Genomic DNA, 23,902 nt, shown 5'->3' on the forward strand with positions numbered 1-23,902 from the left:
ATCTGGGGCGCCTTTCATGGGCGCCCTTTTTCGTTTCATGTCCCTTCTGCCGTGTTGATCTCATTCCTCTCAATCGCGATGTAGCCGTACATCAAAACCGCAGCGGATATTGCTGCTGTTATCCAGAACACTGCAGCGAACGATCCCAGCATTGCATAGGTGCTGCTGCAGACCGCCATTCCCAACGTTCCTCCCAGCAACTGGCTGCTCAGCACGATACCCCCGGCTTGTCCCTGCATTCCAGGCGGAACCGAGATCATCACGGCTCGCTGCGGAGGAACAAAGAGGAAGGAAATAGCCACACCCGAAATCAACAACCCTGCAAATACGAACACATTCTGATCCAGACCCATACCGATCGCCATACAGACCAGTCCGATCAGGGTGCCCAAAACTCCGAACAATGAAGGAAGTCTGGTTCCATAAGTATCTGCAGCTTTGCCTGCAAAGGTCGCGGTTAGCACAGGTGGTACCACAGCTGGCAGCAGTGCCACCCCAGCCATCAGCGGAGACAGACCAGAAGACTTCTGAAAATACAAAGCACCAAAGACGAAGGTCGCGATTTTGACGAATTGGGCGAGCGACACGATCATGTTTGATGCTGCAAAGGTACCATTGGAAAACAGTCGCATCGCGATAAGCGGCGCAGTGGTGCGCAGCTCGACCCATACGAACAAAGCCAACATCACTATGCCGGTGATCAAAGGCCCGATGACATCAATCCGCTCCCAACCGCGCTCGGGCCCTTCCATGATGCCGAAAACGGTGAGGGTGAGACCTCCGACCAGAAGCAGCAAACCTGCCCAGTCGAATCCAGCCTCGGCTCGTCGGGGTGGATCGCGCCAGAGCACCCAAGTGATGCAAGCTACGATCAGAACGATTGGCGGGTTGATCCAAAAGATCCAGCGCCAAGACAGATAGTCGGTCAGCAGGCCTCCGACCACTGGGCCAAGTGCCAGAAAACTTGTCCCGATCGCGCCGTAGATGCCAAGGGCCATTCCACGCTCACCCTCATCAAAAGACATCGAGACCAGAACAAGTGAAAGCGGAAAGATAATGGCAGCCCCAATACCTTGAACTGCACGCGCGACGACGATCCCTGAACCACTTTGTGAATATCCTGCGGCGAGTGACGCAATGCCGAAAACAAGTAGTCCGACGATGATCAGGTTCCGCGTACCGATGATGTCACCGAACCGCCCCGCAGCACCAGCAAGCGCTGCGAGCACAAGCAGATAAATGTTCACGACCCAATGTGCACTCAAACTGCTCAGGCCGAGATCTGATTGGATCGTTGGCAATGCAACACCCACAACGGTTTCATCAAGAAGGATGACACCAAGAATTGCGCCCATCGCGGTAAGAACCCACCAGCGACTGTTCGACGTCTTGCCCATTGGAACTCCGCCTCCCCCTGAGAAAGAAACCTGATTTCATACTCATAGAACATGGCAGGGCTGAGATCCGTCAAGGAGCCAGTCATGGTCACTTGCAAGGGCGACGCGCCTCAGACAAAGTAGTTTTACGCCTGTTTTGGCGCAAATTGATCAATTTACTTCTTTGCGATAGCCGAGCCAGCTATCCTGAAATTCGGATTAGTCAGATCGAAAGAGTGTTGTTCATGAAGCTTTTTGTTGCTCCCGTTGCCGCCATTGCCATCTCTTTCGCCTCTGTTGGATTGGCTGCGTCATGCGGCAATACCAGTGCGGGTTTTGAATCCTGGAAACAGAGTTTCGCCAAGCAGGCCCGCAAAGCAGGGGTGCGCAAAAAGGGACTGCAGGCGCTGGCGCAGACCCAATACGCCACGAGGACGATCGCAGCTGATCGCAATCAGAAAAGCTTCAAGTATTCCTTAGACAAATTCATGAGGGTTCGGGGCGCAGATACCATCGTATCTCAAGGGCGCAAGCGGAAGGCACGCAACCCGCAATTCTATGCGGCTCTGGAACGACAATATGGTGTTCCCGCCGGTGTTCTGATCGCTATTCACGGCATGGAAACGGGCTTTGGGAACTTCATGGGCGATAGTCAGGTTGTTTCCGCAATAACAACACTGGCCTACGATTGTCGCCGGTCTGAGTTTTTTATTCCTCATGCCATCGGAGCGCTGAAATTGGTGGATCAGGGCAGCATCACCATGGCGACAAAAGGGGCAAAACATGGCGAGCTGGGCCATACGCAATTTCTGCCGGGTAACGCCATAACCTATGGCGTCGATGCCACCGGTGATGGCCGCGTGGATTTCTACAACATGACCGACGCTCTGGCCTCGACCGCAAATTTCTTGCGTAAGAAAGGGTGGAAACCCGGTCGGGGCTATCAACCCGGCGAGCCAAACTTTGCAGTTATCCAGCAATGGAACGCAGCATCTGTTTATCAGCAATCCATCGCAATCATGGCCTTGCGAATCGACAGCTAGGACAAGTTTCGCCTTAGCTGGCCGCACCCAATTTTCGCCACATTATCGCCACATCTAACCAGTTGACCCGACGTTTCATTGGTTTCCAAAGCGTAATCAATCCTCGGAAAAATTCATTTTTTTGCATTTTCGTCAAATTTTCCCCTACTTCTCTCGCTATGATTGTGTGTCAGAAATCATATGGCAGAGGACTGTGCTGTGACTGCAAAGCACAAATACCATGGTGGACTTCAGTTCAACGGCGACGCGGAAGGCGCGCTCCGGCGGTTCTGTCACACCGTTTCTGCGACACTTGAAGACTATGGTCATCTGGTCGAACGCAAGACGCTGACCAGCAAGACCGAAGCCAGTATCGTGTCCAGCCACTATCTTGTTCGGCTGCATCTTGAAACGACGCATGATGAGGCGAACGACCGATACGGACGTCTGGATCGTGCGGCCGGGTTGAAGACCATGGCTCGTCCTGCGGTTTCGCGTCCCAAGCACAGGCTAGCGATTTCGATTACCCCGGTTTCCGAGTTATTGGACGACAGCGAGATTTCCGAGCTGATCCTGGTAGTAATGCTATATCGCATGGTCGATATCTGTTCGACCCAGCGAGTTGAATGGCTGTCGCCTAACACTGTTCTGACGATTGAACAGTTCCTGAGCACGTTCGATTCATTCACTCCTCGAAAACCTCGGGAGCGCAAACAGATTTTCGAATCCGTAACGGGTCAATTTGCTGGTATCGACATCGCCGACCAGGAAGAATTCGATCTTGAATCCGCAGCATCAAGAACATCAGGCCGCCCGATCAAGCTGACTGATGACCAGTTGCTGAGCATCGCGTTCAGAACAGATAATGAGCCGGTGACCGAAGTTGACCAGCCAGAAGCTGAAGCACCAGATGATGAAAAGCCCAGTGATATTCTGCGTCTTACCAGCTGGGGCATGACCGGGGCAGTCGCAAGTTTTTCTGCACCGATCGCACTTTCAATGGCTGCAGTAAATCTCATCCGTGGTGAGGATTTTCGCTTGAATACACAGGTTCTGGTGTTCACCGTCGCGATTGTTGCACTGAATGCAAGTAACGCTTTTGCCGACGTTGCCAACGCGCTTGGCATGTAAACTTACTACCAACGACCCTCCTTGGAGACCCCGCTATCAGGCGGGGTTTTCCATTTCGGACATCACGTGTTCCGGAAGAACGTAGGTGTGAATCGAGAACACGACCGCACGTGTCTCTGGCAGGCGCAACAAAGTCTGCCGTTCACTTCGCATGTATTGCGCCCTACCCCTGTCGCGTATCTCCCGCGGCTCGTTTGCACTGCGGGGCTGATGTAGTTCTGCATCCTCGTACCACAGAGCATTGAACCGCCAGAGCGGACGACCCGTCTGTATCCCGTCAAAGAGCCGCTGAACGCGTCGCGCAACATTGGCATCATAGCTGGCAACAGGAATGTGGATATCGAGAAGCGGCCTCATGAACTTCTCAGACAGCCGCCAGCTTGCCGGAAAGCACAGGATTGCACCGGTCAGCACATGCTCATCTTCCATCTTTTGCAGGATGCAGAAATCCTCCTGCACCAATCTGCAGAGAGTATCGAGAGGTTGCGTTCGATCAATTGCGACCTGAACGCCATCTGGACGTACGACCACATTCGATGCCGTCGGATAAACCTGCGCCAGAACCATATCCAAAAGTTCTTGTGCAGGAGCCATTGCTTGAGGATCCAGCGCCAGAACTTCGGATCTCCGCTCGCTCAGCAAAGATTCTCTTCGCTGCATCTGCTCGGCGAATGCATCATCCTGATGCAACCAGGTCTCCATGCTTGCCGGTTGGATGCCCGGCAATGGACGTTGAATCAGGGGGTTGTATGGAATTTCTTGCTGTAGAATTGCCGTCATGACCCTGAATTAGCATTCAATCCGTCTCATGTCGGTCAAAAAGCGACGGCCATATCGTCGCAATTCACCGAGACGCGGCGGATTTGTCTCTTCAAGCTTTACCTGCAAGCAGGGAGGCGAGCCGTGAACCACCACTACCGGGATACCCGCAAGATTGATCCGACCCGAGGCGCAACGCTGGGTGATGGAACCCCGAACGAGAACGACCGGATCGAAATCGGCCCAACACAACTGGCATTTGGTGAATGGGCCAACGCAGGGTTGGAGCTTCCAAACCTGGAAAGAATGCGGGAACACCGTTGGAAGCGCTTGACGCAAGCCATCGTAGACCGCGGGTATGGTGGTATGTTGATGTTCGATCCGTTGAACATTCGCTATGCCACCGACAGCACGAACATGCAGCTGTGGAACACGCACAACCCGTTCAGGGCCGTTCTTTTGTGTGCCGATGGCTATATGGTGATTTGGGACTACAAGAACTCACCCTTCCTCTCGACCTTCAATCCGCTGGTTCGCGAACAACGATCCGGCGCCGACCTGTTCTACTTTGACCGCGGCGACAAAGTTGATGTTGCTGCAGACGTGTTTTCCAATGAAGTACGCGTACTGATCGAGGAGCACGGCGGAAACAACAAGCGGCTTGGTGTCGACAAGATCATGCTGCACGGCCTGCGCGCGCTTGAGGCGCAAGGTTTTGAGATCATGGAAGGCGAAGAGCTGACCGAAAAGACCCGTGCGATCAAAGGGCCAGACGAAATCCTTGCCATGCGCTGTGCAAATCATGCCTGCGAAACGGCTGTGGCCGAAATGGAGAAATTTGCCCGGGCAAATGTCGGCGATGGCAAGACCTCCGAAGACGACATCTGGGCCGTTCTGCATGCCGAGAATATCCGGCGTGGTGGCGAATGGATCGAAACCCGTCTGCTGGCTTCGGGTCAGCGCACCAACCCCTGGTTTCAGGAGTGCGGCCCTCGGATCACCCAAAAGAATGAAATCATCGCTTTCGATACCGACCTGATTGGATCTTACGGTATCTGCATCGATATCTCACGAACCTGGTGGATTGGGGACGAGAAACCGCGTGCCGACATGATCTATGCCATGCAACATGCCCACGAACACATCATGACCAACATGGAAATGTTGAAGCCTGGCGTGATGATCCCTGAACTGACAGCCATGGCGCACAAGCTGGATGATAAATTCCAAGCCCAGAAATACGGCTGTCTGATGCATGGGGTCGGTCTGTGTGATGAATGGCCGCTGGTGGCCTATCCTGACAAGGCTGTCGAGGGTTCATACGACTATCCGCTCGAGCCCGGAATGGTCTTGTGTGTCGAAGCTTGCGTCGGTGAGGTTGGCGGAGATTTCTCGATCAAGCTGGAGGATCAGGTCCTGATCACCGAAGACGGCTACGAGAACCTGACCACTTACCCATTCGATCCTGCGCTGATGGGGCAGAACTAAAAGCAGTGCTCACTTTGTCCAGTGTGAGCGCATAACGTTACCATGCCAGTCCTCTATCGGGGGCTGGTAACTTGAGTTGGCTCCTCCGAAGGTTGGTGAGTACTGACCAAGCGCAAATCCGATCGCGCCGCTCAAAGCAAGAGCAATCAGTAAACCCGGTTGTATCGGAAAATCGTGTGCACGGGGATTAGCATGTGCCATCTGTCTCTCCTTGCTCAAGGTGTCGGTACAATCGCAATGTGAGCGCTGATGGGACTTAATTAAATCGAATATTTGTTTGCCCTTACTTCACAGATTCTGATGAGATGTGCACAGCTGCCAATCCGACATCAGATTGCCGGCAGCACCACAACCTCACCCTGCATCGCCTATCAAGTTCTACTTCCGGATACTCACCTTCCCGTGACGCTTCTGACATAAGGGTTGTGACCCTTCCTGGATGTACACACTATTAGGCAAATCCCAACAACTCCGAGGAGCAGCTATGCCAACGGAACGCATTACTTTTTCCGGTCATGACGGCAGTCAGTTGGCCGCGCGCCTGGATCTGCCGGATGGTCCGGTTTTGGCAACGGCGCTATTTGCGCATTGCTTTACCTGTTCCAAAGATATCCCGGCAGCACGGCGTATTTCTGCACGACTGGCTGCGATGGGTATTGCCGTTTTGCGCTTTGATTTCACCGGGCTGGGCCATTCGGGGGGCGAGTTTGCGAATACAACCTTCACTTCGAACGTAGAAGACCTGATCGCGGCATCGCATTATCTGGCCGGGCGCAATATGGCCCCTGCTCTGCTGATTGGTCACTCGTTGGGTGGTGCAGCAGTCCTGCGCGCACGTGCCGGCATTCCGTCCGTCAAGGCGGTCGTCACCTTGGGTGCGCCAGCTGACCCGGGCCATGTCTCTCATCATTTCGAAGCCGCCCTGCCAGAGATCGCAGCAGAAGGCAGCGCCGAAGTCACGCTGGGTGGACGACCATTCCGGATCGGTAGAGCCTTCGTCGATGATATATCGGAATCTGCGCTGGCTCCTGCGATCGCAGAGCTGAAAGCGGCGTTGCTTATCCTGCATGCACCGCGTGATGAAACCGTAAGCATTGACAATGCCAGCACGATTTTTCTGGCCGCAAAACATCCAAAGAGCTTTGTCACACTCGACGATGCGGATCATCTGATCACACGGGCTGCGGATGCGGATTATGCAGCAGATGTCATTGCGGCATGGGTCTCTCGCTACGTCAATCTCAGGCCACCTGCCCCACCTCCGGGCGCACCCGAAGGGGTCGTGCGCGTAACCGAGGCGGATCCATCCGGGTTCATGCAGGATATTCAGTCCGGACCGCGCCACCACGCAGTGGCAGACGAACCCACCTCCTATGGGGGCACGGACCGGGGAATGTCACCCTATGGTTTCGTGTCATCAGGCCTTGGTGCGTGTACGTCGATGACTATTCGCATGTATGCCCGGCGCAAAAAATGGCCCCTCACCGGCGTCAGCGTCGATGTGTGCCATGACAAAGTCCATGCACAGGACGCTGGTCTGGCAAGCGAAGGCAAAGTGGATCAGTTCCGCCGCAAAATCAGGCTGGAAGGACCACTGGATCAGGCGCAACGAGACAAGCTGATGGAAATCGCAGATAAGTGCCCGGTCCACCGAACTCTGGAAGGTTCGGCACGCATCACGACCGAACTCCTTCCCTCAACCTGAGTGTACCGCCTCCGATCTGGTCGGAGGCGGTATCTCGCCTCAACGGCGGGGGCCGGGTCTGTGTATGGGTGGCCGCGCTACAGGCGGGCGTGCAACCGGGGGCCGTGGTCGCGCGGGTGGTTTGGCAATGGGCGGTTGAGGCCGCACCGGTGGCTTGCCATCAGGCGGTCTCGGGCGATCGGGATTGATTGGCCGATCCGGTCTGACAGGACGATTGACGTCAACATTTACGTTTACGTCATGATAATAGTCATTCCACAGCATGGAGTCATAGAACGGATCATAACCATATCCGACACCGACTGAGACACCGTCACATCCGGTAATCGAAAAACCGGCCGCGCACAGTCCCAATGCCAGCAATGTGCGTTTCATAAGCTTATGTGCCATCTGATCCTCCTCACCGCGCTGAACGGAAAGATCCGAAAATATCGTTCAGATCATTCACATAAGCGGGATCAGCACCATCACGCAGGATTGCGACCGCGACTGCGACACGGTTTCCAGGCAAATCAATGACGGTCGCAGTGAAATTGATACCTCGCCCGTCGCGACGACCAGTTCCCCGGATCACTTGCGCGGGAAGGCCGCCGATAGTTGCTTTGCTACTGCCTGATACCTGCGGATCCTTGACCAGAAACTTGTCGATGTCCTGCAGATATCGAATACCCCCCTCGATCGAGCTCACACCGGTTGGCGACACGAACCCAATCCAGACATTATCATCTGTAACCGGCCGCATTCCCATGACACGGGCAACACCACGTGTATCGCCGACGGCAGAGTCTTCGATCTCTCGCGGTCCACCAACGCGAAGCGTCCAAAAATCGGGAACTTCGAATTGAAACAACGCCTTGCCACTATCTGTGTATGTGACGGGTGTGTCCGCCACCGTCGGAGTTGCCAGCCCCATCAAGGCCGCAATGCAAGGGGCAAGCATTGACCTCATATTAATACGCATATCTCAATAACCTGATCAGTTGTCCGCCATCAGACTGCACGTTGTCGACGACATTTGTCCAGTATGACATTGTTCAGAAAACAAAAAACCCGCGCCGAACCAAATCAGCGCGGGTCGGTTTTAGGATACGGTCACCAATCAAGTGCGCGCATCACCGATCAGTTTCCACAAGCTCGGGATCAGCAGAGCGGCCAGACCCAGCTTGATCGCGTCACCCAGCAGGAACGGTGTCAGACCCCATTCCAGGATCGGCTTATCCCAGCCGTAGAGTTGTCCGAGCCAAAGCAGACCAGGCACGTAGATCACGACGTTTGCCAGAACCAGCGCCAAAGCCATTTTGCCGACCGAGCGATCCCAGCCTCGTGACGCCAGAACGCCCAGCAAGACGGTGGCCAGAAGGTAACCCACCAGATAGCCTCCGGTGCCGCCCATCATGTAGGTCAGGCCGTATTTTTCAGCCGAAGAACCCGCAAAGACGTCAAAGCCCAGCGCACCGATCAAAAGATAACCGAGCATGGTAACAAGACCCAGACGCGCACCAAATGCAGTCCCGATGGTGAGTACTGCAAAAGTACCCATCGTCATCGGAACAGGCCACATTGGCACTTTGATCTTTGCGGCGACCGCCAGTGCGACAATACCCAGAACAACCAGGACGACTTGCTTGATACGCAGCGCAGTTCCTTCGCGCGGGCCGATTGCATCGGCCAATACGTTCGAATTCATCATGTCTTCTCCCACTTCAGACAGAAATTCTGAAATAGGAATGCCTATTTAGAACAGCCACTGCAAGTTTATTTCGCTAGTGCAGCATATTCTGTCTTCATTTCGTAGGATTTTCGGGGGCCGGAAACTGTCCAGCGCGCAGCCCAACGCGGCCACTTCGAAAAGTCATACACAACGTCATAGCTGTCGGGTGGGCAATCATGATGGTCTGTCGCTTCAGATTTACCCAATTTCAGACGATGAAAAAACCTACCGTCTTCGAACCGAACGTCAATCTCATCGCCAGCGTCCTGCCAGAGGTATTTCCGCGTTCCTTTGATCGCGGGCTGGCCCGGCAACCGCAGGGTAACGGCTTCTTCGTAGATTAGCCCGGTCTGAGAGGTCGTTAGGTATGCGGCCCCGTCAGCCTGAAACACCTGACCTGCTTTGGCATCGTGTATCACGCGCGTTAACTGCCAGTTACCTGCGAAATCAGTAATCTCGCGCGGTCCCGTCAATTTTCATATGTCCCATCTGTCAGATCGCCACTCTCACCTACAAAGCGGATTGTATCTCCGCTCTGCTGAATCGTATAACATGCCCACAGATCCGAGGGCGGCCACAGTGAGCAATACTGATCATCGCGCACGGCCCAATGACCCGCGCTTGGCCGGCCCGAAAAGTACTGGGTCAGCATCGTGTCATCGAATGTCTGCCAGGCCCCATTGGTGTAAACCAGCTTTTGGCCCGTCAGTGCGGTCAGTATTTCATCACCGGTAAGCTGCCGGAACTCATCTGCAGCCGGAACCCCGGGCCAGATCGCTAAAATCAGGGCAAACCGTCTCATATCAGCACTCGCGCCTTGTTCCCTCGCCTACTCAGGTTTAAACCCCGCGGCATCGCCTCCTGCCAAATCACAAAAAGGTGCAGCTGCCAATGATTCCACGTTATTCCCGCCCCGACATGGTTGCCAACTGGTCGCCCGAAACCAAGTTCCGCATCTGGTACGAAATCGAGGCGCACGCATGTGATGCAATGGCAGAACTGGGTGTAATCCCGCGCGAGAATGCCGAGGCCGTCTGGAAAGCCAAGGACGTGGAATTTGACGTTGCTCGCATCGACGAGATCGAAGCGGTCACCAAGCATGACGTAATCGCATTCCTGACCCATCTGGCCGAACATGTTGGCAGCGACGAGGCGCGCTTTGTCCACCAGGGCATGACCAGTTCGGACGTGCTGGATACCTGCTTCAACGTACAGCTGACTCGCGCCGCCGATATCCTGATCGCAGATATCGAAGGTCTGCTGGCCGCCCTGAAACGCCGCGCCTACGAGCACAAGGAAACTGTCCGCATCGGCCGCAGTCACGGTATTCACGCAGAGCCTACCACAATGGGCCTGACATTCGCGCGCTTCTACGCCGAGATGGACCGCAACCTGTCCCGTATGCGCGATGCCCGTGCCGAAATCGCAACCGGAGCGATCAGCGGTGCGGTCGGCACCTTCGCTAATATCGACCCGCGTGTCGAAGAACATGTCTGCGATCAGCTAGGCTTGGTCCCCGAACCGATCAGCACGCAGGTCATCCCGCGCGACCGTCACGCTGCATTCTTTGCCACGCTAGGCGTGATCGCCAGCAGCATAGAAAACATTGCCATCGAAATCCGCCACATGCAGCGGACTGAGGTGCTGGAGGGGGCGGAGTTCTTCTCGATGGGCCAAAAGGGCTCGTCGGCCATGCCGCATAAGAAAAACCCGGTCCTGACCGAGAACCTGACCGGCCTGGCTCGCATGGTGCGCGCTGCCGTGATCCCCGCGATGGAAAACGTGGCGCTCTGGCATGAGCGCGATATCTCGCATTCCTCGGTCGAACGGATGATCGGACCCGATGCCACGATCACGCTGGACTTTGCGCTCGCCCGTCTGACTGGGGTGATCGACAAGATGCTGATCTTCCCCGAGAACATGATCGAGAACATGAACAAGTTCCCCGGCCTGGTGATGAGCCAGCGGGTGCTGCTGGCCCTGACACAGGCTGGTGTCAGCCGCGAAGACGCCTATGCCATGGTTCAGCGAAACGCGTTGAAGGTTTGGGAACACCGCACCGATTTCAAAGAGGAACTGCTGGCTGACCCAGATGTCACCGCTGCTCTGAGTCCTGAAGAAATCGAAGAAAAATTCGACCTCGGGTATCACACCAAACACGTCGACACGATCTTCGCCCGTGTTTTCGGCGAGTAATCACGCTATCTAATTCGTCAGACAGGGGCCCGAAGCGCTTATTGCGGTTCGGGCCCTCTTCTTTTGCCAGACATGACAAAATCGGCTATCCTGATCCCGCATTTTCCAGATCGGGAGAACCGCAATGATCCGAACCCTTCTATGCTCAATAGCGCTTGTCTGCGCTTCCTCGGCAGCGATAGCATGCAACGCGCATTCCAAGCAAACTCAATCCTGTGCGCCGGGCACATATTGGGACAGCGAGAGCCAAAGCTGCGCGAAATCCGTCAACAGCTGAGATTTTTCTTTCCTACTTGTGAATAAAAGCGAAGCATCAATTGTTAGCTTTTTTACAGATCACACTATGCTTGTTGAGAGCAGCCTTTAGAACGGAGTAGGAATATGCGCCTTGTTTTAGCTTCAGCTATTGCGTTTCAAGCTTTTGCCTTTGCGCCAGCAGTTCACGCTGCGGGCGGAGATAGCAGCCCGCCAAAGCCCACCAGTACGACCAAGAAATGCCTGTTTGGTCGCGTCTATGACGAGGCAGCGGGGCGTTGCGTCAAGCCGAACAAAACCAATTTCACCGACGACCAGCTTTATGATGCGGTTCGCGAATTGGCTTATGATGGCCAATACGAACATGCTCAGGATGTTCTGCGTGTCATGAGCGATCAGAACGATGATCGCGTTCTAACCTATTGGGGTTTCACATACCGTAAAATGGGAGAGCTCGAGCTGGCGAACGTTTTCTATGAGAAAGCAATCGACACGAACCCGGACAACATTCTGGCCCGCAGCTATATGGGTCAGGGATTTGTTGCCGAAGGCAAAACTGATCTTGCGATCCAGCAGTGGCGCGAAATCAAAGCGCGTGGTGGCGAAGGCACATGGGCCGAGGCATCATTGCGCGAGGCTATCCGGACAGGGCTGACATACAGCTACTAAACTTCAGGGTTTCTTTACCCGACTCTCCGTAATCTGCCTGTGGAACAAAATAATGGCACCACAGGCAGATGCAGGAAACAACCGCACTAATACAAATGGCTCCGGGCGCTTCTGCACCAGTTGCAGACAGTGAGGAAACCCAGGCGAGGCTGATCCCGCGCGCGCTGAACAGCCGGGAAAAGGCAGCTGTCGTTGTTCGACTTTTGCTGAACGAAGGGGCCGATCTCGCACTGGAAGAACTCCCAGATGATTTGCAAGAAAGGCTGACCCATCAATTGGGACGCATGGGACTGGTTGATCGTGTGACGTTGGCTGCTGTTGCCGGGGAATTCGCAGATGCGCTGGACAGCGTCGGGCTGGCCTTCCCGCATGGTTTGGCTGGAGCATTGGATGCCGTCAACGGTAAGATCGCACCCGCTACGGCGGCCCGCCTTCGTAAGGTTGCAGGCGTCCGGCAAATTGGCGATCCGTGGCAGCGCCTGCGCGAAGTGCCGCCAGAAGACCTTGCCGGAATTGCTCAGGCAGAAAGTACCGAGGTCGCTGCCGTGATGTTGTCTAAACTGGACACCCCGAAGGCTGCGCAACTACTTGGTCAATTGCCCGGTCCTGTGGCGCGCAGGATCACCTATGCCGTTTCCAAGACAGCCAATGTAACTCCCGAAGCCGTGGAGCGGATTGGCTGGTCGCTGGCTGCCCAATTGGATCAACGCCCCACCCCCGCATTTCAGGACGGACCGGACGAACGTGTGGGGGCGATTCTGAACCAATCCGCCGCCGCTACGCGCGACGGCTTGCTTACAGCGCTGGACGAAGAGGATGAGGATTTCGCCAATGCCGTGCGGCAATCGATCTTTACCTTTGCGCATATTGCCAACCGGATCATGCCGCGAGACGTCCCCGTGGTTCTGCGAGGGATCGAGCAGCCGGTTCTGGTAACTGCTCTTGCGGGGGCCAGCGGCGAGGATGAAAATGCCTCGGTCGATTTTCTGCTCTCTAACATGTCGACCCGAATGGCCGACAACCTTCGTGAGGAAATTACTGAGCGTGGGAAGGTCAAACAAACCGAAGCTGAAGAGGCGATGGCAAACATCGTCGGTGTGATCCGCGCGCTAACGGATGAGGGTGCGATAACTCTGATTGAAAGTGAAGACGAAACAGAGGACGGGAACTGAACCCCAGCTTGGCAAGCATAGCGTGTTCATTGTGTTCTGGAATTGCGAATACTTGTTAACGGCGGATCGGGGCTGTATGTCTGGCCGCCTAGAACGAAATTCTTGCGAGTCCCCTGAATGCCTGTCGAAAAGTCGGAACTAAGCCGATTTGAGCTTGGACAATACTATGTGACAAACCTGTGCCTTAAGGGGATCATCGGTGCCATGAGGCTGCTGCCCTATGAGCGTCGCATATCGGCGATGGGCGCAATCATGCGCACTTTGGCACCAGTGGTTGGGTTTCGCACGCGTGTTCGACGCAATCTCAAACTGACTTGCCCGGATTTACCCGAGGACGAGGTTAAACGTATTTGCAGGGCGGTTCCTGACAATGCCGGCCGGGCCATCATGGAACACTTTTCACCCGAAGGGTTCACGGATCGCCAGAGAAACGCAAAAATCTCAGGCCCAGGAATCGAAGCCTTTGACGCCGCAGTCGCCGACGGGCGTCCGGTCATGATGATCACGGCACATTTCGGTCACTACCTTGCTGCCCGTATCGCGCTGCAAGCACGCAGCCAGAAGCCGATTGGCTGTCTGTATCGCCGTATGGCAAACCCCTATTTCAACGATATGTACGTGGATGCATTCCACAAGACCGGAAAGCCCATGTTCGAACAAGGCCGCCGGGGTATGGTTGAAATGGTTCGCACGCTCAAAAGCGGTGGCATCATTGCAATCGTTTCAGATCTGCACGCACAAGGCGGCGAAGAGCTCACGTTCTTCGGCAAACCGGCTGTGACTTCGGTGCTGAACGCTGAACTTGCCATGAAATACAAGGCGGTTCTGATCCCTTGTTATGCCGTGCGCCAGCCCAACGGTATCGATTTTGAGATCGTGCTGCATGATCCAGTGCCGCACACGGATCCCAAAACAATGACCCAGTTTACCAATGACGATCTAGAGACCATGGTGCGTCAGCATATGGGTCAGTGGTTTTGGATCCATCGCCGCTGGAAAGCGTGGAATGGCTTGGGCGTTCAGCCCGAAGATATGCCCTGATTACTTGGCCCGCGTGGCCGCTACGATTGGTCCATGTCCTGCCCGTTGCACCAGAACAACGGCGGGTAGATCCGATGACAGGGACGCCGAAAACTGCTGTGGCGTTACCCCATCCCATTGCCCTGCCGTAAGCCAGGTCTCGACCACATTCGCATAATCAAGCTCATGCCCGGCCAACTCTCCGCGCCGGATCGAGGCGTGACGCATCGGGGAGTACTGCACCACCCGGATCTCATAGGTCTCCCCCGCAGGCAGTTCGACAGGCGTCACTTCCACAGTCACATCATTGCCCGAGCGTACGGCTTTAACTGATGCTTCTGGTGCTGCCTTCAGATGTGCATTGATTATTCGGTCCAGCTCACGCGATTTGGCCCCGACCACATCATGCTGACCATTAATCACCATTTGTGGCGTATAAATCATTGTCCGCCCGCCTTCGCGCGCATAGGCACGCTGCCGCAATGTATGGGCCGGGTCGGCATATTCGTCTTTCCAGCCAATGTAGTCCCAGTAGTCCACATGCAAGGCCAGACCGATAACATCATCTCGCTTGGCCAGATCATGCATGATCTTGTCTGCCGGTGGACAAGATGAACACCCCTGTGACGTGAACAACTCGACCACGACCGGATCGCTTTCAGCAGCTACAGAAGCTGCAAAGAATATGGAAACAAGAGCTGTCGCGGCGGCGGATCTGAACATTTTATCGTCTCGGTACGTTTGGCTGCCTGACCGGTTTAAACGGTTAACACATCAACCTCCAATCAAGGTTTCTTGAAACGTTTTACACCAAAGCTCCGCCAAAATGTGTACAATAGTATACAAAAATGACGCATCTTGTTCGTAAGGCCTTGAACCGTGGCCAAACGTGATACAGATAGCCCTCAGCGAATCCCAAAATCTAAGTCATTTGAGAGGGAGGCCACAGATGCCCATCAAAGTTGGACAGGATACCGCCAAGACACGTCGCAGCCTGAGCGTGAATGGCAAGTCCATTTCCTATTATTCGATTCCCGCCGCTCAAGAAGCCGGTCTGGGCGATTTTTCAAAGCTCCCTGCCGCATTGAAAGTTGTGCTGGAAAACATGTTGCGGTTCGAGGACGACGGTTTTTCTGTATCGGTTGATGATATCAAGGCTTTCGGTGAATGGGGTGCCAATGGTGGCAAGAACCCTCGTGAGATCGCATACCGCCCTGCCCGTGTGCTGATGCAAGACTTCACCGGTGTTCCTGCCGTAGTTGACCTTGCTGCGATGCGCGACGGGATTAAGGCTCTGGGTGGCGACGCACAAAAGATCAACCCACTGAATCCAGTCGATCTGGTCATCGACCATTCGGTTATGATCGACGAATTCGGCAACCCGCGCGCCTTCCAGATGAATGTGGACCGCGAATATGAGCGGAACATGGAGCGGTACCAATTCCTGAAATGGGGCCAGAACGCGTTCAATAACTTCCGCGTTGTTCCGCCCGGCACAGGCATCTGCCACCAAGTAAACCTTGAGTATCTGGCACAAACCGTCTGGACCGACACTGACCAGAGCGGCGAAGAAGTTGCTTACCCTGACACGCTGGTTGGAACCGACAGCCACACCACCATGGTCAACGGTATGGCTGTTCTGGGCTGGGGTGTCGGCGGGATCGAAGCCGAAGCCGCAATGCTGGGCCAGCCGATTTCGATGCTGATCCCCGAAGTTGTGGGCTTTGAACTGACCGGTGCAATGGTCGAAGGCACCACTGGCACCGATCTGGTGCTGAAAGTAGTCGAGATGCTGCGTGAAAAGGGCGTGGTCGGCAAATTCGTCGAATTTTATGGCGAAGGTCTGGATCGACTGCCGCTGGCAGACCGTGCAACCATCGCAAACATGGCGCCGGAATACGGTGCGACTTGTGGCTTCTTCCCCATCGATGGTGAAACGCTGCGCTACATGCGCAACACAGGCCGCGATGAAGACCGTATTGCACTGGTCGAAGCTTACGCCAAAGAGAACGGTTTCTGGCGTGATGAGAGCTACGCTCCGATCTACACCGACACGCTGTCACTGGACATGGGTACCATCGTTCCCGCGATCTCTGGACCGAAACGCCCACAGGACTATGTCGCGCTGACCGACGCCAAGGCTGCTTTCCACAAAGAAATGGAAGAAACCTTCAAGCGTCCCATGGGCAAAGAAGTCGCGGTTAAGGGCGAAGACTATACAATGGAATCGGGCAAGGTGGTCATCGCCTCGATCACATCCTGTACCAACACTTCGAACCCCTATGTCATGATCGGTGCCGGTCTGGTTGCGCGTAAGGCCGCCGCCTTGGGCCTGAACCGCAAACCTTGGGTCAAAACCTCTCTGGCGCCGGGATCGCAGGTGGTTTCTGCCTATCTCGAGGCCGCTGGACTTCAGGATGATCTGGACAAGATCGGCTTCAACCTTGTCGGTTATGGGTGCACCACCTGTATCGGAAACTCCGGCCCCATTCAGGCCGAACTGTCTGATGCGATTGCCGAAGGTGATCTGGTCGCTACCTCCGTTCTGTCGGGCAACCGGAACTTCGAAGGCCGTATTTCACCTGACGTTCGTGCCAACTATCTCGCTTCGCCGCCATTGGTTGTGGTTTATGCGCTGGCCGGTACGCTGGACATCGACCTGACCTCAGAACCGATTGGCACTGACAAAGACGGCAACGACGTCTACATGAAGGACATCTGGCCGGATCAGAAAGAGATCGCAGATCTGGTTCAGCAGACCGTCACGCGTGAAGCGTTCCAGTCGAAATATGCTGACGTGTTCAAAGGTGATGAAAAGTGGCGCGAAGTCGAAGTTCCGCAGCAGGAAACTTATGACTGGCCCCCAACATCGACCTATATTCAGAACCCGCCCTATTTTCAGGGCATGGGGCCTGAACCGGGCACGATTTCAAATATCGACAACGCCAAGGTTCTGCTGATCCTGGGTGATATGGTCACAACCGACCACATCTCACCAGCCGGTTCTTTTGCCTCCACCAGCCCGGCCGGAAAATACCTGCTGGATCGTCAGGTTCAGCCCCGCGAGTTCAACTCCTACGGTTCTCGTCGTGGCAACCATGAGGTCATGATGCGCGGCACCTTCGCGAACATCCGCATCAAGAACGAGATGCTGGATGGTGTAGAAGGTGGTTACACCAAGGGCCCGGATGGTGAGCAGACTTCGGTCTTTGATGCCTCAATGGCGCATCAGGAAAACGGTACCCCGCTGGTCGTCTTTGGCGGCGAACAGTACGGCGCAGGTTCCTCACGCGACTGGGCTGCCAAGGGTACTGCTCTGCTTGGCGTCAAAGCTGTGATCGCCGAAAGCTTTGAGCGTATTCACCGCTCGAACCTGGTTGGCATGGGCGTCATCCCGTTCGAATTCACTGGCGGCGACACTCGGAAAACGCTTGGCCTAACAGGTAATGAGACGGTTTCGATCCACGGCCTGGATACGGTTGAACCCCTGCAGGAAGTGCCCTGCACAATCGTTTATGGTGACGGATCCGAAAAGACCATCACGCTCAAGTGCCGTATCGATACAGCACCCGAGATCGAGTACATCGAGAACGGTGGTGTTCTGCAATATGTGCTGCGCAATCTTGCCAAGGCTGACTAAAAACAAACCTGAAGACCGACGTAAAGAGCGCCTTTTAAGGCGCTCTTTTCATTTGAATTAATTGCAACGGCTATATCAATCTATTCAGATATTGTCTTCGGGCACTTTTCCGGATTTGGTGGCGGCAGGAGGATCGCATGGAAAAAGTAGCATTGGTTACAGGCGGTGCCCGAGGCATTGGCCGCGCAATCGTCGAAGACCTGGGCACGGATCACTCAGTCGCCTTTACCTGGCTTACATCCAAGCCTGCCGCAGCACTGTGCGCCGACACCAACCTCGCGATTCAATCTGACCTGAGAGAGCCCGATCAGGCATCTGAGGTCATCCGGAGGGTCATTGAGCATTATGGTCGGATAGACGTAATCGTAAACAACGCCGGTCTTGTCAGGAGCACGCCCAAAGATCAGTTTGAGCACGAAGATCACCGTGCAATTCTTGATCTCAACTTGCTTGCGCCCGCCGCATTGCTTTCTGCTGCCTTGCCCCATTTGAAACCGGGTGCAGCGATCGTGAACATATCATCAATGAACGCTACACTGCCCCCTCGGGATGCGGCGACCTATGGCGCAAGCAAAGCGGCCCTTAACCTCTGGACCCATGCCATGGCCAAAGAACTGGGACCAGAGGGCATCCGTGTGAACGCAGTGGCTCCGGGCGCGATCAACATACCCGAAGCGCCGCGTTCAGATGAACTGACTGCGATTTTTGTGAAAGACACCGCATTGGGGCGCGCAGGAACACCAGAAGATATCGCCAAAGCGGTTCGCTTTCTTGCGTCGGACAACGCGTCCTTCGTCACCGGTGAGGTACTGCCGGTAACTGGCGGATATCGGCTTTAGCAGCGTCTGGTTACTGCCGAAACGACAGAAAGCAACGGTTGCTGAAGCTAAGTTGTGGCAACGACCCCAAAAACATTGCAATCTTTCTATGCTTCACAGATGGACAGGTTCGAGGATGGCTAAACCGAATGCATTGCTGATTTGCTCTCTCTGCGTGATTGCTGTGGTGGGGATATGGGGCGTCATCGATATCGACGGTTTGGTCGGTTGGGCAAGCGGCTTGGTTCAACAGACCTTTCACAGCCGGGGCTGGTTTGTAATGCTTGCCGCCTCAGGTATGCTCATCGGCTGTCTGTTTCTGGCATTCTCATCCTACGGAAACATCAAGTTGGGGCGAGATGATGAGGAACCTGAATTCTCGACTGCTTCTTGGATTGCGATGCTTTTTTCGGCGGGTATGGGGGTCGGGTTACTGTTTTGGGCTGTAGCCGAACCCCTAACGCATTATCGCTTCATATCCGGTATGGCCCCGGACTTCATCGCAGCGCAACAGGCCATGCTGGCTACTAATTTCCATTGGGGCCTGCATGCCTGGGCAATCTACGGCTCAACCGCGCTGACCATTGCGTATTTCAGCTTTCGCAGAGGTACCGGAATGCTGGTCAGTGCCCCTATTCAAAGCCTCTTTCCCGGCGAGAGATGGGCTGTCATCGTCGGTTGGTGGTCGGACTTAATGGCGATCATAGCTATCGCTATTGGGGTTGGCGGTTCTATGGCGATGGGCGTTTTTCAAGTTGCTGATGGCGTCGCGGTCATGATGAATCGCGAGGTAGCGGGAACGCTGCTTATCGGCGCGGTCTTTATCGCGATGGTCGCAGCGTACGTTCCCGCGCTGATGATTGACCTAGGCCAGGGCATGTCACGTCTTTCGAACGCCGCTATGCTTATCGCTATTGCGTTGGTCGCCTATACAATCGTCCTCGGGCCTACCGAGTACTTGCTGAATACGGTTGTGCAGGGCTTTGGTGACTATGCAACAAACGTAATATCGCGGGGTTTCCAAACCTATACATTCTTTGGCGATGACGTCGCCAAATGGTTCAGCGACTGGACCCTCACCTATATGGTCTGGTGGATCGCGTGGGGTCCGTTCGTCGGCGTATTCGTAGCTCGCATTTCAAGAGGACGTACCATTCGCGAATTCGTAATCGGCGTACTGTTTACTCCAACCCTATTTTCAATACTCTGGTTTGGCGCATTCGGAGGTATCGGATTGTTCGAGGCGTTGAATGGCGCGGGTGAATTGCTGAACATGACTCAAACGAACGTTGAACGTGTTACTTTTGGGCTGCTCGAACGTTTGCCGTTCCCAGTACTGACCACTCTTGCAACGGTCCTGGCTGCGTTCCTGTTTATTGTCACAAGTGTCGTAAGCGCAGCATTCGTTTTGGGGACGTTTTCAACAGCAGGTGATGCCAACCCTCCACCCAAAATACGCCTGATCTGGGGGGCACTACTTGGATTGCTAAGCGTGGCAATGATCCTTTCAGGATCAGTGGACTCGGTGAAAGTCCTGATATCGCTGGGCGCCCTGCCCTTTGTGTTCATTTCAGTATTGTTGATGGTCTGCCTGTTCCGTGGCCTTCGTGAGGAAGGAGAATCCCGTGCTGATCGGTGATTTGACAGACACGTTGATGAATCTGGTCACGTTCGCCTTTATCGGCGCGATGCTATGGATCTGGCTACGCCGCTAGTCAGATTCTCCGGCCGCTTTCTCAAGCGCGGGTCGGATCGTGCTTTCGATGACGCGCTGTGTGATCGGCCCTGCAAAGCGCAGGATAATCGTGCCTTCTCCGTCGATCACATAGGTCTCTGGCACGCCGTACACGCCCCAATCCAGCCCCATGCGCCCGTTCTCGTCACGTCCGATAGCACGGTACGGATCACCCAATTCGTCCAGAAATGACTCGGCATTTCCGACTTTATCTTTGTAGTTGATGCCGTAGACGGGGATGCCCTCTTGAGACAAAGCCTCAAGGTTTGGATGCTCGGCGCGACATGGGGCGCACCAGGATGCCCAATAGTTGACCAGCTTGACTTCGCCATCCCGCAGGGTCGCGTCATCAAAGAATGGCTTCCCCGGGAATTCGGTCATCACAACAGGAGGAGCAGGCTGCCCTTCACGTGCGGATGGCAGGGAATCCGGGTCGTCACGGAACATTCCGACGCCTGCCAGCAAGGCAAACGCACCAAAAATCAGAGGCGGAGCAAGCATCAAAGGCGATATCTTAGCCATTCCTGGACATCCTTTGTTCGACCTTCTCCATCTCGGCCCTGACCTTGCGACCACGAAGGACACTGAAAACCACCAGCGCGATCAACAGCAGGATCGATGCCGCGTAGGCAGACAACACAGTGTCGGCGTATTTGCCCAGATCTGGGATCATCCATTTATCCTTTCACGCGCAAGCAACGCATTGATCCGGCGCGCCCGGATTTCAGTGCCTGTGCGATACAGAAGCAACGCAACAAACAGCAGCACAAACCCCACGATGCAAACCAGTAGAGGATAGAAATAGATGTTACTGACTTTTTCTTCTGTATCTGCGCCCGTTACTGCACCCGCCCGCATAACGGATGCCCCCTGATGCAACCCTTGGTTCCAGAAGTTCACAGCATAGCGGCTAAGGACCGCAAACACGGAGCCAACCAGACACAGGACCGAGGTCAGATCTGCGGCAGTATCAGGGTCTTCGATCGCTTCCCACAGGGCCACATAGCCCAGGTAGAACAGAAACAGGATCAGGAACGAGGTCAGGCGCGGATCCCATGCCCACCACGTGCCCCACATGGGTTGTCCCCAGATGGCACCCGTCGCAAGCGCGATCAAGGTCATGACGATGCCGATCGGCGCGGCCGCGCGTGCGGCCAGCGCACTGACGTGATGACGACGTACCAGCCAGACCAATGAGGCCGCCAGCATCATGAGCCAGCAATTGATGGCCATAAGGGCTGCCGGCACGTGCAGGTAGATGATTTTGACGGTCGATCCCTGCTTGTAGTCGTCAGGGGTGAAGAAGAACCCCCAGATCAATCCGACAAAAAGGCATACAGCCGATGTGATCCAGAAAAACGGCAGGACACGCTCGCTGGTCGCGAGGAACTTTCGCGGGTTGGCGTATTCCCAAAGGGCGTTGGCTTTTGTTGCGATCGACATGTGCCTTATCTAGTCCGAGTCGGAGCGGTTCTCAATTGACATCAATCAATGTTCCCCGCTGTCACCTAAGATTGATACGTAGTACGGCAGCGCTGGCAAACGGCAATAGCGCCACGGTGGCTGCGGTGATCCCGGCCAGCATCAGCAGCGGGGTTTGTGTCTCCATACCTATGGCTCCACGTCGCGCTACTTCTGCCCCAAATATCAGTGTCGGGACATACAAAGGCAGGACCAGCAGCGAGAGCAGCAAACCACCGCGTTTCAGTCCCACGGTCAAAGCCGCACCAAATGTCCCTATGACACTCAGGGCCGGTGTGCCGATCAGCAGCGAGATAACAAGCCAGAGATACCCCGGAACCGGAAGATTCAGCAGCACACCCAGCACAGGTGCGGCCAATACCAAAGGCAGCCCCGTGGTGATCCAATGTGCCAGCGCTTTGATGGTTACTACGCCCTCCAGCGGCAAGGGAGCCGTTGCCAACAGATCCAAAGATCCGTCCTCCCAATCCAGTGCCAGAAGCCGATCCAGTGACAGCAAGCACGCCAGAAGCGCACCCAGCCACAATACACCCGGCGCAATGGTCGACAGCAGCGAAGACTGCGGGCCAACGGAAAATGGCACCAGGACAGTCACGATCAGGAAAAAGGCCAGACCCAGCCCAAACCCTCCACCGGCACGGAACGCAAGCTTCAGATCACGCAACAACAAGGCGATCACAGGAAACCTCCGTCAAAGTCTTCGATCGGTTTGGGCTTAGCCTTGTTGGCGCCGACGTCCAAAACTTCTCCCTCCAGACCGAGGTCAATATGGGTGGCGATCAGTGCTGACCCGCCCTGCCCCAGATGTGTGCGAACCGTATCGGCGAACAGGGCCACGGCCTCGCGGTCCAGTGACACGGTCGGCTCATCCAGCATCCAGATCGGTCGCCCGGTGACCAGCATTCTGGCAAGGCCTAGTCGCCGTTTCTGACCGGCGGACAAGTTACCAGCGTGACGGTCGGACAAATCGTTCAGTTTGAAAGCGTCCAGCGCAGGTTGAATATCCTTTGTCCCGAAAACCGACGCCCAGAAATCAAGATTTTCAGTCACTGTCAGCGTTGGTTTCAAACCGTCTGAGTGCGACGCATAGGCAATCTGATCTTCGGCACCCTCAATGCGGCCCGACAACGATGGCTGCAAGCCAGCCAAAGTGCGCAACAAAGTGGTTTTTCCGATCCCGTTCGGTCCACGTAGGATCAGTGCCCGGCCCGGTTTCAGCACAAAGCTCAACCCTTCGAGCACGGGAATACCCCCTCGGGCAATCGACAGATCGGTAACGGTCAGTGTCATTGCCTTCGCTTATCTCATTGTCGTGAAGGGCAAAAGGAGGGATTTGCCGCAGGTACAAGCCCACGCCTTGTCCGAACAATCAGACCGGGATCAAGGCCAGAGCAATACGACGCCCTTCCGAGAGCAGCACATTGTAGGTTCGACAGGCGGCTGGCGAGTTCATGACCTCGACGCCAATTCCTGCGGCTTCGAGGGTCGACCGCAAATCACCGGGGATATGCGCCATCTCTTTGCCGGTGCCAATGAACAGAACATCTACTTCTTCTGAAAGATCAAGCAGCGGCTGAACATCGGTGTACTGCCCCCACGCCTTTGTTCCAGTTGGCCCGGTTAGCACCGCGCCCTCAAAAACCTCACCGCCGATACGAAAGAAGCCCGGACCATAGCCATCAACAGGCTTGGCATCCGTAAAGGTCACCTGATTGAGTCGCAT

25 protein-coding genes are annotated in these 23,902 nt (G+C 55.1%); 11 read left to right on the plus strand and 14 right to left on the minus strand.

Annotated elements, in window-relative coordinates; genetic code table 11:
• Window positions 1-35: 35 nt before the first annotated feature.
• Window positions 36-1,397, minus strand: a complete 1,362-nt coding sequence (locus tag GOX61_RS02450) for an MFS transporter (protein ID WP_170330997.1) — start codon at window positions 1,395-1,397, stop codon at window positions 36-38.
• A 224-nt stretch (window positions 1,398-1,621) separates the two neighbouring features.
• Between GOX61_RS02450 and GOX61_RS02455 the strand changes: the two genes are divergently transcribed.
• Window positions 1,622-2,419 carry a lytic murein transglycosylase gene (locus tag GOX61_RS02455; protein WP_170330998.1) on the plus strand — a complete coding sequence of 266 codons (798 nt, stop codon included), beginning with the start codon at window positions 1,622-1,624 and terminating at the stop codon, window positions 2,417-2,419.
• Between the two features lie 198 nt (window positions 2,420-2,617).
• Window positions 2,618-3,529: a hypothetical protein gene (locus tag GOX61_RS02460; protein ID WP_367646926.1), complete on the plus strand. Its 912-nt coding sequence runs from the start codon at window positions 2,618-2,620 to the stop codon at window positions 3,527-3,529.
• A gap of 36 nt (window positions 3,530-3,565) precedes the next feature.
• Here GOX61_RS02460 and GOX61_RS02465 read toward each other — a convergent pair whose 3' ends face one another.
• Entirely contained in the window at window positions 3,566-4,309 is a 744-nt protein-coding gene (locus GOX61_RS02465; RefSeq protein WP_170331002.1) for a heme-dependent oxidative N-demethylase family protein, read from the minus strand.
• Window positions 4,310-4,432: 123 nt separating this feature from the next.
• Between GOX61_RS02465 and dddP the strand changes: the two genes are divergently transcribed.
• Both dddP and GOX61_RS02475 read left to right on the plus strand, forming a co-directional pair.
• Entirely contained in the window at window positions 4,433-5,776 is a 1,344-nt protein-coding gene (dddP, locus tag GOX61_RS02470) for a dimethylsulfonioproprionate lyase DddP (RefSeq protein ID WP_170331004.1), read from the plus strand.
• 484 nt (window positions 5,777-6,260) lie between these two features.
• The gene (locus GOX61_RS02475; RefSeq protein ID WP_170331006.1) at window positions 6,261-7,481 is read left to right on the plus strand and encodes a bifunctional alpha/beta hydrolase/OsmC family protein; all 1,221 of its coding nucleotides are present in this window, start codon (window positions 6,261-6,263) and stop codon (window positions 7,479-7,481) included.
• Between the two features lie 39 nt (window positions 7,482-7,520).
• Here the strand turns inward: GOX61_RS02475 and GOX61_RS02480 are convergent, their stop codons facing one another.
• The 5 genes from GOX61_RS02480 to GOX61_RS02500 all read right to left on the minus strand — a co-directional run bounded on the left by GOX61_RS02480 (window position 7,521) and on the right by GOX61_RS02500 (window position 9,994).
• The gene (locus GOX61_RS02480; RefSeq protein WP_170331008.1) at window positions 7,521-7,871 is read right to left on the minus strand and encodes a hypothetical protein; all 351 of its coding nucleotides are present in this window, start codon (window positions 7,869-7,871) and stop codon (window positions 7,521-7,523) included.
• Window positions 7,872-7,881: 10 nt separating this feature from the next.
• Window positions 7,882-8,421 (minus strand): hypothetical protein, encoded by a 540-nt coding sequence (locus GOX61_RS02485; protein WP_254436722.1) that lies wholly within the window; start codon window positions 8,419-8,421, stop codon window positions 7,882-7,884.
• Between the two features lie 159 nt (window positions 8,422-8,580).
• On the minus strand, window positions 8,581-9,168 hold the full coding sequence (locus GOX61_RS02490; protein WP_170331010.1) for a biotin transporter BioY: 588 nt from the start codon (window positions 9,166-9,168) through the stop codon (window positions 8,581-8,583).
• Between the two features lie 68 nt (window positions 9,169-9,236).
• On the minus strand, window positions 9,237-9,665 hold the full coding sequence (locus GOX61_RS02495) for a DUF6314 family protein (protein WP_170331012.1): 429 nt from the start codon (window positions 9,663-9,665) through the stop codon (window positions 9,237-9,239).
• The gene (locus GOX61_RS02500; protein ID WP_170331014.1) at window positions 9,662-9,994 is read right to left on the minus strand and encodes a hypothetical protein; all 333 of its coding nucleotides are present in this window, start codon (window positions 9,992-9,994) and stop codon (window positions 9,662-9,664) included. Before GOX61_RS02500 ends, GOX61_RS02495 begins: the two co-directional genes overlap by 4 nt.
• A gap of 89 nt (window positions 9,995-10,083) precedes the next feature.
• Between GOX61_RS02500 and purB the strand changes: the two genes are divergently transcribed.
• From purB to GOX61_RS02520, 4 genes are all read left to right on the plus strand, one after another.
• Window positions 10,084-11,388 (plus strand): adenylosuccinate lyase, encoded by a 1,305-nt coding sequence (gene purB / locus GOX61_RS02505; protein WP_170331016.1) that lies wholly within the window; start codon window positions 10,084-10,086, stop codon window positions 11,386-11,388.
• A gap of 381 nt (window positions 11,389-11,769) precedes the next feature.
• The gene (locus tag GOX61_RS02510; RefSeq protein WP_170331018.1) at window positions 11,770-12,312 is read left to right on the plus strand and encodes a tetratricopeptide repeat protein; all 543 of its coding nucleotides are present in this window, start codon (window positions 11,770-11,772) and stop codon (window positions 12,310-12,312) included.
• 68 nt (window positions 12,313-12,380) lie between these two features.
• Window positions 12,381-13,484 carry a flagellar motor switch protein FliG gene (locus GOX61_RS02515; RefSeq protein WP_254436723.1) on the plus strand — a complete coding sequence of 368 codons (1,104 nt, stop codon included), beginning with the start codon at window positions 12,381-12,383 and terminating at the stop codon, window positions 13,482-13,484.
• Window positions 13,485-13,601: 117 nt separating this feature from the next.
• Window positions 13,602-14,525: a lysophospholipid acyltransferase family protein gene (locus tag GOX61_RS02520; RefSeq protein WP_170331020.1), complete on the plus strand. Its 924-nt coding sequence runs from the start codon at window positions 13,602-13,604 to the stop codon at window positions 14,523-14,525.
• Here GOX61_RS02520 and GOX61_RS02525 read toward each other — a convergent pair whose 3' ends face one another.
• Window positions 14,526-15,227: a DUF1223 domain-containing protein gene (locus GOX61_RS02525; RefSeq protein ID WP_170331021.1), complete on the minus strand. Its 702-nt coding sequence runs from the start codon at window positions 15,225-15,227 to the stop codon at window positions 14,526-14,528. It abuts the gene before it with no gap.
• 226 nt (window positions 15,228-15,453) lie between these two features.
• On the opposite strand from GOX61_RS02525, the gene acnA reads away from it, so the two are divergent.
• From acnA to GOX61_RS02540, 3 genes are all read left to right on the plus strand, one after another.
• The gene (acnA, locus tag GOX61_RS02530) at window positions 15,454-18,144 is read left to right on the plus strand and encodes an aconitate hydratase AcnA (RefSeq protein ID WP_170331024.1); all 2,691 of its coding nucleotides are present in this window, start codon (window positions 15,454-15,456) and stop codon (window positions 18,142-18,144) included.
• Between the two features lie 137 nt (window positions 18,145-18,281).
• Window positions 18,282-18,983, plus strand: a complete 702-nt coding sequence (locus GOX61_RS02535) for an SDR family NAD(P)-dependent oxidoreductase (protein WP_170331025.1) — start codon at window positions 18,282-18,284, stop codon at window positions 18,981-18,983.
• 115 nt (window positions 18,984-19,098) lie between these two features.
• On the plus strand, window positions 19,099-20,601 hold the full coding sequence (locus tag GOX61_RS02540) for a BCCT family transporter (RefSeq protein ID WP_170331027.1): 1,503 nt from the start codon (window positions 19,099-19,101) through the stop codon (window positions 20,599-20,601).
• A 72-nt stretch (window positions 20,602-20,673) separates the two neighbouring features.
• Here GOX61_RS02540 and GOX61_RS02545 read toward each other — a convergent pair whose 3' ends face one another.
• The 6 genes from GOX61_RS02545 to GOX61_RS02570 form a co-directional block, all read right to left on the minus strand.
• Window positions 20,674-21,219, minus strand: a complete 546-nt coding sequence (locus GOX61_RS02545) for a DsbE family thiol:disulfide interchange protein (protein ID WP_155151174.1) — start codon at window positions 21,217-21,219, stop codon at window positions 20,674-20,676.
• The gene (gene ccmD / locus GOX61_RS02550) at window positions 21,212-21,370 is read right to left on the minus strand and encodes a heme exporter protein CcmD (protein WP_155151176.1); all 159 of its coding nucleotides are present in this window, start codon (window positions 21,368-21,370) and stop codon (window positions 21,212-21,214) included. The genes GOX61_RS02545 and ccmD overlap by 8 nt, the downstream gene beginning before the upstream one ends.
• Window positions 21,367-22,140 carry a heme ABC transporter permease gene (locus GOX61_RS02555; RefSeq protein WP_170331029.1) on the minus strand — a complete coding sequence of 258 codons (774 nt, stop codon included), beginning with the start codon at window positions 22,138-22,140 and terminating at the stop codon, window positions 21,367-21,369. Before GOX61_RS02555 ends, ccmD begins: the two co-directional genes overlap by 4 nt.
• Window positions 22,141-22,201: 61 nt before the next feature.
• The gene (ccmB, locus tag GOX61_RS02560; protein ID WP_170331031.1) at window positions 22,202-22,858 is read right to left on the minus strand and encodes a heme exporter protein CcmB; all 657 of its coding nucleotides are present in this window, start codon (window positions 22,856-22,858) and stop codon (window positions 22,202-22,204) included.
• Window positions 22,855-23,469 carry a heme ABC exporter ATP-binding protein CcmA gene (gene ccmA, locus GOX61_RS02565; RefSeq protein ID WP_170331033.1) on the minus strand — a complete coding sequence of 205 codons (615 nt, stop codon included), beginning with the start codon at window positions 23,467-23,469 and terminating at the stop codon, window positions 22,855-22,857. Before ccmA ends, ccmB begins: the two co-directional genes overlap by 4 nt.
• 79 nt (window positions 23,470-23,548) lie before the next feature.
• A complete protein-coding gene (locus GOX61_RS02570) occupies window positions 23,549-23,902 on the minus strand; it encodes an Mth938-like domain-containing protein (RefSeq protein WP_170331035.1) in 354 nt (117 codons plus the stop codon).

The sequence above is a fragment of the Ruegeria arenilitoris genome, assembly GCF_013030265.1.
Taxonomy (GTDB): Bacteria; Pseudomonadota; Alphaproteobacteria; order Rhodobacterales; family Rhodobacteraceae; genus Ruegeria; species Ruegeria arenilitoris_E.

What these genes read in the sequence shown, in the direction of transcription:
- GOX61_RS02450 (WP_170330997.1), bottom strand. Translation starts at nt 1,397, where the DNA reads ATGGGCAAGACGTCGAACAGTCGCTGGTGGGTTCTTACCGCGATGGGC.
- GOX61_RS02455 (WP_170330998.1), top strand. Translation starts at nt 1,622, where the DNA reads ATGAAGCTTTTTGTTGCTCCCGTTGCCGCCATTGCCATCTCTTTCGCC.
- GOX61_RS02465 (WP_170331002.1), bottom strand. Translation starts at nt 4,309, where the DNA reads ATGACGGCAATTCTACAGCAAGAAATTCCATACAACCCCCTGATTCAA.
- GOX61_RS02475 (WP_170331006.1), top strand. Translation starts at nt 6,261, where the DNA reads ATGCCAACGGAACGCATTACTTTTTCCGGTCATGACGGCAGTCAGTTG.
- GOX61_RS02480 (WP_170331008.1), bottom strand. Translation starts at nt 7,871, where the DNA reads ATGGCACATAAGCTTATGAAACGCACATTGCTGGCATTGGGACTGTGC.
- GOX61_RS02485 (WP_254436722.1), bottom strand. Translation starts at nt 8,421, where the DNA reads ATGCTTGCCCCTTGCATTGCGGCCTTGATGGGGCTGGCAACTCCGACG.
- GOX61_RS02490 (WP_170331010.1), bottom strand. Translation starts at nt 9,168, where the DNA reads ATGAATTCGAACGTATTGGCCGATGCAATCGGCCCGCGCGAAGGAACT.
- GOX61_RS02500 (WP_170331014.1), bottom strand. Translation starts at nt 9,994, where the DNA reads ATGAGACGGTTTGCCCTGATTTTAGCGATCTGGCCCGGGGTTCCGGCT.
- purB (WP_170331016.1), top strand. Translation starts at nt 10,084, where the DNA reads ATGATTCCACGTTATTCCCGCCCCGACATGGTTGCCAACTGGTCGCCC.
- GOX61_RS02510 (WP_170331018.1), top strand. Translation starts at nt 11,770, where the DNA reads ATGCGCCTTGTTTTAGCTTCAGCTATTGCGTTTCAAGCTTTTGCCTTT.
- GOX61_RS02515 (WP_254436723.1), top strand. Translation starts at nt 12,381, where the DNA reads ATGCAGGAAACAACCGCACTAATACAAATGGCTCCGGGCGCTTCTGCA.
- GOX61_RS02520 (WP_170331020.1), top strand. Translation starts at nt 13,602, where the DNA reads ATGCCTGTCGAAAAGTCGGAACTAAGCCGATTTGAGCTTGGACAATAC.
- GOX61_RS02525 (WP_170331021.1), bottom strand. Translation starts at nt 15,227, where the DNA reads ATGTTCAGATCCGCCGCCGCGACAGCTCTTGTTTCCATATTCTTTGCA.
- acnA (WP_170331024.1), top strand. Translation starts at nt 15,454, where the DNA reads ATGCCCATCAAAGTTGGACAGGATACCGCCAAGACACGTCGCAGCCTG.
- GOX61_RS02535 (WP_170331025.1), top strand. Translation starts at nt 18,282, where the DNA reads ATGGAAAAAGTAGCATTGGTTACAGGCGGTGCCCGAGGCATTGGCCGC.
- GOX61_RS02540 (WP_170331027.1), top strand. Translation starts at nt 19,099, where the DNA reads ATGGCTAAACCGAATGCATTGCTGATTTGCTCTCTCTGCGTGATTGCT.
- GOX61_RS02545 (WP_155151174.1), bottom strand. Translation starts at nt 21,219, where the DNA reads ATGGCTAAGATATCGCCTTTGATGCTTGCTCCGCCTCTGATTTTTGGT.
- ccmD (WP_155151176.1), bottom strand. Translation starts at nt 21,370, where the DNA reads ATGATCCCAGATCTGGGCAAATACGCCGACACTGTGTTGTCTGCCTAC.
- GOX61_RS02555 (WP_170331029.1), bottom strand. Translation starts at nt 22,140, where the DNA reads ATGTCGATCGCAACAAAAGCCAACGCCCTTTGGGAATACGCCAACCCG.
- ccmA (WP_170331033.1), bottom strand. Translation starts at nt 23,469, where the DNA reads ATGACACTGACCGTTACCGATCTGTCGATTGCCCGAGGGGGTATTCCC.
- GOX61_RS02570 (WP_170331035.1), bottom strand. Translation starts at nt 23,902, where the DNA reads ATGCGACTCAATCAGGTGACCTTTACGGATGCCAAGCCTGTTGATGGC.